The sequence below is a fragment of the Psychrobacter sp. AOP5-GZ1-6 genome, assembly GCF_052376345.1.
Classification (GTDB): Bacteria; Pseudomonadota; Gammaproteobacteria; order Pseudomonadales; family Moraxellaceae; genus Psychrobacter.
Genome location: NZ_JBQSVP010000169.1, coordinates 1 through 5,792 on the forward strand (window position 1 = coordinate 1; position 5,792 = coordinate 5,792).

The window sequence follows — 5,792 nt, forward strand, 5'->3', positions numbered from 1 at the left end:
AAGTATTTTGGTCAGATGTAAGCGTAGTCGCCATGACACGATAAGAACGATGAAAATTAGACTGCTGGCAAGGGCGATATCACCGTAAGTTAGAATCATCTGTATATCATCCGTACCGCTTATCGTTTTCTGTAACGATTAAAGGTATTGGTTTTGGTTGCTTGTGTTAAAAAACTTGGGATAGTATTCCTGCTTGCATATGCCAGTGATGATTGGCTAATGGCATGATATCTTGCGTATCATGAGTAACCCACAATAATGTGCGCCTTCTATCTAGCCGTAGCCAGCTCATAAGTAGTTGTACCAGCTGTGCTGACGTATCGACGTCTAAAGCAGCTGTAGGCTCATCTAGTAATAATACCTGCGGACTTAATTGTAAAAGACGTAAGGTATTGACCAACTGCCGTTCGCCACCAGATAAGTAAGTGGTATCTTGATACAAAAAATCAGCGTTTCGTTGCATATGTTCAAGCTGTGCTATATGCCAATCTATATCAAAACGGCGCTGCTGATGAGCTTGTAGACTATAGGGTATTTTTAGATTGTCAATGACACGGCCTTCTAGTAACTGTGGATGTTGTGCTAGTAAGGCTATCTGGGTGCGCCATTGTGTGGGAACGGTATCGTGAATGCTCTGATAGGCATTGATACTTGAGATGTCATCGTTATTTAAGTAAATATCACCGCGGCTTATAGGCAATAGTCCTGCTAATACTCGTAACAATACGGATTTTCCACTACCAGAAGACCCAGTCAAGACGGTTACTTGCCCTGCCAGCAGCTGACCAGTCACACCATTTATTAATACTCGTTTATGGGTAATAGAAATAGGGTCGGCTGCTACGAATTTTCTGAATTTATCAGACCATTTTTGATAAATGCTAGGTGGTCGAGATGTTTTTGTGTCAATGTTTGTGTCATGATCATGGGTATAGCGACTAGCTGTGTCTTGGCTGTACACCCAAACATTCTCGAATGTTAGCTTAACATCATGCACATTTTTACCATTTTGTTTACTCATACCTTAGTATCACTGTGCATTCATTTGCTCGTTAATGGCTTGTTCAATGGCAGTACGTAATTTTTGTGGCACACGGATAGGGCGCATAGATGCAGTGTCATTACCAATGGTATTTGATCTTACTTGATTTTGTACACAGGCAATAACGATTTTGGCGCTACTTAATAAACTGCTGCTCGCATTGATATTATGGCTAGTGGTGCTGTCTGCTATATGGCGATGAATACTTTGATGAAAAATTATACTGGCAGGCTTTAACTCTATTTTATCGACACGCACGCTGATGACTTCATCTAAGAGAATGGCTCGTTTGTATTGCAAGTCTGCTTGACTCACGACAAAATGCTGTACATCACCTTTATCCGTCTGCAAAAAATAGCCATTCAAACCAAGATGACTAAACCAATCGCGGCGGCAGTTTTCGAAAAACACCAAATGATTGGCATGGTAGACTATACCGCCAGCATCAGTATGGTTAATATAGACATTATAATCTTTAGCAAACAATGGCGTAATTTCGTTGGTCGCTGTTAATGCGGTAATTGGACTTTTGCTATTAGTGGTTGTCATAATCATGCTCGGTATTGTTATCAGTATAAATAAATAGAAATGGTTTGAAGTTTTTGCTAAATAGCTGCTAAGGGGCACTCTAGTAATTTCTGTTTTTGTCTAATAATAATGTCGTTTTTTAATGATAGGGTTGGAACGATAGTAACGTGTTGTCCAAAACTATGAGAGAAACAATAATTAATAATAAGAGCTACTCTAGCTTAAGATATCAGGACACGCAATAGTTAGGTCGCTCTACGTCTGTTATCATAGGGGTTTGTATTTTGCCTCTCAACTATTCGTATTAGTACCGTATTTTCATCAATCAGTATAGGATAACTTATGACCCGTTTTGTCAGCTTTAATATTAATGGTATTCGTGCTCGCCAACATCAACTTGAGGCTGTGCGAGACGTCATCGATCCTGATGTGATGGGTCTGCAAGAAACCAAAGTACATGATGAGCAGTTTCCTATAGAAAATATAGAAAGTTTGGGTTATCACGTAGAATATTTTGGGCAAAAAGCACATTATGGTGTTGCGCTTTTATCTAAAGTCGCACCTATTTTTGTGCAAAAAGGTTTTCCTGGTGAAGATGAAGAAGCACAAAAGCGTTTCATTCATGCGCGGTATGAGTTTGATGGATGTGAAGTCGATGTTCTCAATGGTTATTTCCCGCAAGGAGAAAGCCAAGATCATCCGACCAAATTTCCGATGAAACGTGCTTACTATGCAAACTTGATGACTTATATTGATACGCTAAAAGCAGAGGGTCGTTCACTCATCATTATGGGAGATATGAATATCGCTCCAGAGGATGTTGATATCGGTATCGGTGAAGCCAATGCAAAGCGCTGGCTTAAAAATAGAAAAAGCTCTTTTTTGCCAGAAGAACGTGAGTGGTATAGTGCATTGATGTCACGTGAATTGACGGATACGTACCGTTTGCATTATCCAGAAAGCACTGAGTTTTATAGTTGGTTTGACTACCGTAGCCGAGGTTTTAATGATGAGCCTAAGCGTGGACTGCGTATCGATCATATTCTGTGTACCGCAGATTTAGTTGATGCATGTGTTGAGGCAGGTATCAGTTATGAGCTGCGAGCGATGGAAAAACCCTCTGACCATGCGCCAATTTGGTCGGCTTTTGATTTAAAAAAATTGTAGTAAACATATAGTATTAAGGCGTGTTCTAATTAAACTATATCCTCTCAAAACTGAACAATAAGGATTTCATAATGGCTGTCGGAAATGTAGCAATACCCAATACGATTTATCCTATCGAAGGTATCAAATTGAGTGCGACCGCAGCGGGCGTGCGTTACAAAGACCGTGACGATTTGGTCGTGATTGAGATAGCAGATACGGCGACTACTGCTGTTGTTACTACCAAAAATACTTTTTGTGCTGCACCTGTAAGTGTCTTACGTGAGAATTTTGCGAAAGCCAGTCCACGCTATTTGGTGACCAACACAGGCAATGCCAATGCAGGAACGGGCGCTGATGGCAAACGTCGTGCTATCGATATCTGTACTGCACTGGCTAGTAAGGCAGGGGTGGATAGTAGTAGCGTATTGCCATTCTCTACTGGTGTCATTGGTGAGCCGTTGAATAGCGATGCAGTGATCGCAGGTTTGGATAATGCGCTTACCAATCTAGGCGCTGATAATTGGCTTGCAGCAGCAAATGGTATTCGCACTACTGACACCATTCCTAAGCTTGCCAGCCAAAAAATTGATGTTGCTGGCACTAACTACCACGTTACAGGAATGTCAAAAGGCTCAGGTATGATACGGCCAAATATGGCCACCATGCTGGGTTACGTAGCGACTGACGCCAATATCGCAGCTAACGTATTACAAGAAATGCTAAGTGCCATCAATGAGCAGTCTTTTAACCGTATTACTGTCGATGGTGATACCTCGACCAATGACTGTTGTGTCTTGATAGCCACTGGTGCTGCTAGCTCAGAGGTGATTGATAGCCCAGAACACCCACATTATAAAGCTGTGTTTGCTGCTTTGAGTGAAGTGTTCTTACGTTTGGCACAATTGATTGTGCGTGACGGAGAAGGCGCAACCAAGTTTATGACAGTAAAAGTTACTGGTGGTCAGACGACACAAGAGTGTTGTGATGTGGCGTATGCCGTTGCTCATTCACCACTCGTAAAAACAGCGTTCTTTGCCAGTGATGCTAACTGGGGACGTATCTTAGCTGCTGTTGGCTATGCTGGTGTTGAAGATTTGGATACCGAACAAGTCGATGTCTATCTCGATGATGTGATGATATGTGAAAATGGCGGTGTTGCGCCCAGTTATATGGAAGAGGCGGGCAATACGGTCATGAGTCGCCCTGAGATTACCATCCATATTGATCTTGCACGTGGTGATTTCAGTGATACGGTATATACCTGCGATTTATCCTATGACTATGTCAAAATAAATGCCGATTATCGTAGCTAAAAGTGCCGATATATTGTGCAATTATGAATAGATATCGCACATGATAAAAAGCCTCTAAAGTATTAGAGGCTTTTTTTGTTGTTTGTAAGGTAATGCTTTTGGGAATATATCTAACTATAGTCGAACGATTATAGATTGTACAAATAGTACATCTAAGGAGGGTAACGCCGTAGCGGTTTAGTATGGTCAGTGAAAAGTAATATCAATACACCATGCATCGCTGATATAAATTTTTCTCGCTTGCTGTGCCTGCGCAGACAGAGGCTACAAAAAATCGATATCAGCAATACCGTAGCGTTTTTAGGATATTTTGACTGTATTTCACTGACTATATATGTTTAACATTAACACTGGCTATAATTAACACTAAATCCACGAGTCGCTGTAGGTATGCGGTTGTCTGCATAGATGGCAAGTCCGCCACGTGATGTTTCCTTATATTTATCGAGCATGTCAGCCCCTGTTACTCTCATGGTTTCGATCACTTTATCTAAAGAGACAAAGTGCTGTCCATTACCGCGGCAGGCAAGACGAGCAGCATTAACTGCTTTTACCGCGCCCATCGCATTGCGCTCGATGCAGGGCACCTGTACCAAGCCGCCAACAGGATCGCAGGTCAGGCCTAAGTTATGCTCAATGCCAATTTCTGCAGCATTGAGGCATTTGGCAGGATCGCCGCCTAGTATTTCGGCCAATGCAGAGGCTGCCATTGCACAAGCGGAGCCAACCTCACCTTGACAGCCGACCTCAGCACCAGATATTGAGGCGTTCTGTTTGATTAAGCTACCGATAGCGGTGGCATTTAATAAAAACTGGCGTGCACCTTCAATGCTGTAGTTTGCTAAAAAGTCACGGTAATAATGCATGACCGCAGGGATAATGCCTGCCGCACCATTGGTAGGCGCAGTCACAACATTGCCACCGTTGGCGTTCTCTTCATTGACCGCCAAGGCATATAGGTCAATCCAATCCATCGCGGCAAGCTTATCATTTTCCGTCAGAGTCTGGTGTTTCTCAGCGCACAATTGCAGATGCAAGGATTGAGCACGACGCTTTACATCCAAACCACCAGGTAATATGCCACTGCTTTGACATCCTCGTGTTACACAGTCTTGCATAGCCGTCCAAATAGAATCCAAATAAGCAAAAACGTCAGCTTGGTCGCGGTAGTGACATTCATTTGCCAGTACCAACTCGCTAATGCTCAGCTGGTGCTGATGGCATTGCTCTAATAGTTCTGCAGCGCTATTAAACGGGTAAGGAACCACATCAATTGTCGGGCTGGCATGATCTTCATCTGGATTGGTGGCATCTTCTTCATTAATCACAAAGCCGCCACCGACTGAATAATATGTTTTCTGATACAGAGTGCTATCTGTTAGTACTGCTCGAAGTGTCAGTGCATTAGGGTGATAGGGTAGAACCGTATCATCATGCCAATGAATGTCTTGCTCTGTATCAAATCCAATGCTATGTGTGCCTGATACCGCTAATACCTTGTCAGAGAAAATGGGGGCTAGATAATTGCTAGTCATACGCGTGTCTATCGTACTGGGTGTATGGCCAAGTAGTCCGAGCAAGATGGCTGTATCTGTTGCATGTCCTTTGCCTGTCGCTGCCAAAGAGCCATAAAGCTCAATTTCAATTGTTTTAATCGTTGTCAGTGCTGTTTGCTTGGTGAATGATGCTAAAAAAAGGTTGGCAGCAACCATCGGTCCGACTGTATGCGAACTTGATGGGCCTATGCCGATTTTAAATAA

Annotated in this window: 5 protein-coding genes; 2 read left to right on the plus strand and 3 right to left on the minus strand. The window is 42.7% G+C overall.

Annotation, left to right across the window (positions count from 1 at the left end; all coding sequences use genetic code 11):
- Window positions 1–166: 166 nt before the first annotated feature.
- Together ACT3RN_RS14185 and ACT3RN_RS14190 are read right to left on the minus strand one after the other, a co-directional pair.
- Window positions 167–1,021: an ABC transporter ATP-binding protein gene (locus tag ACT3RN_RS14185; protein ID WP_192520560.1), complete on the minus strand. Its 855-nt coding sequence runs from the start codon at window positions 1,019–1,021 to the stop codon at window positions 167–169.
- A gap of 9 nt (window positions 1,022–1,030) precedes the next feature.
- Window positions 1,031–1,591, minus strand: coding sequence for a thioesterase family protein (locus ACT3RN_RS14190; RefSeq protein ID WP_192520561.1), 561 nt, complete (start codon window positions 1,589–1,591; stop codon window positions 1,031–1,033).
- Window positions 1,592–1,912: 321 nt separating this feature from the next.
- Between ACT3RN_RS14190 and xthA the strand changes: the two genes are divergently transcribed.
- Window positions 1,913–2,737, plus strand: a complete 825-nt coding sequence (gene xthA / locus ACT3RN_RS14195) for an exodeoxyribonuclease III (protein ID WP_192520562.1) — start codon at window positions 1,913–1,915, stop codon at window positions 2,735–2,737.
- A 71-nt stretch (window positions 2,738–2,808) separates the two neighbouring features.
- Window positions 2,809–4,032 carry a bifunctional glutamate N-acetyltransferase/amino-acid acetyltransferase ArgJ gene (gene argJ, locus ACT3RN_RS14200; RefSeq protein ID WP_192520563.1) on the plus strand — a complete coding sequence of 408 codons (1,224 nt, stop codon included), beginning with the start codon at window positions 2,809–2,811 and terminating at the stop codon, window positions 4,030–4,032.
- Window positions 4,033–4,376: 344 nt separating this feature from the next.
- Here argJ and ACT3RN_RS14205 read toward each other — a convergent pair.
- The coding region (locus tag ACT3RN_RS14205; RefSeq protein WP_444518738.1) for an L-serine ammonia-lyase at window positions 4,377–5,792 on the minus strand (1,416 nt) is incomplete at its 5' end.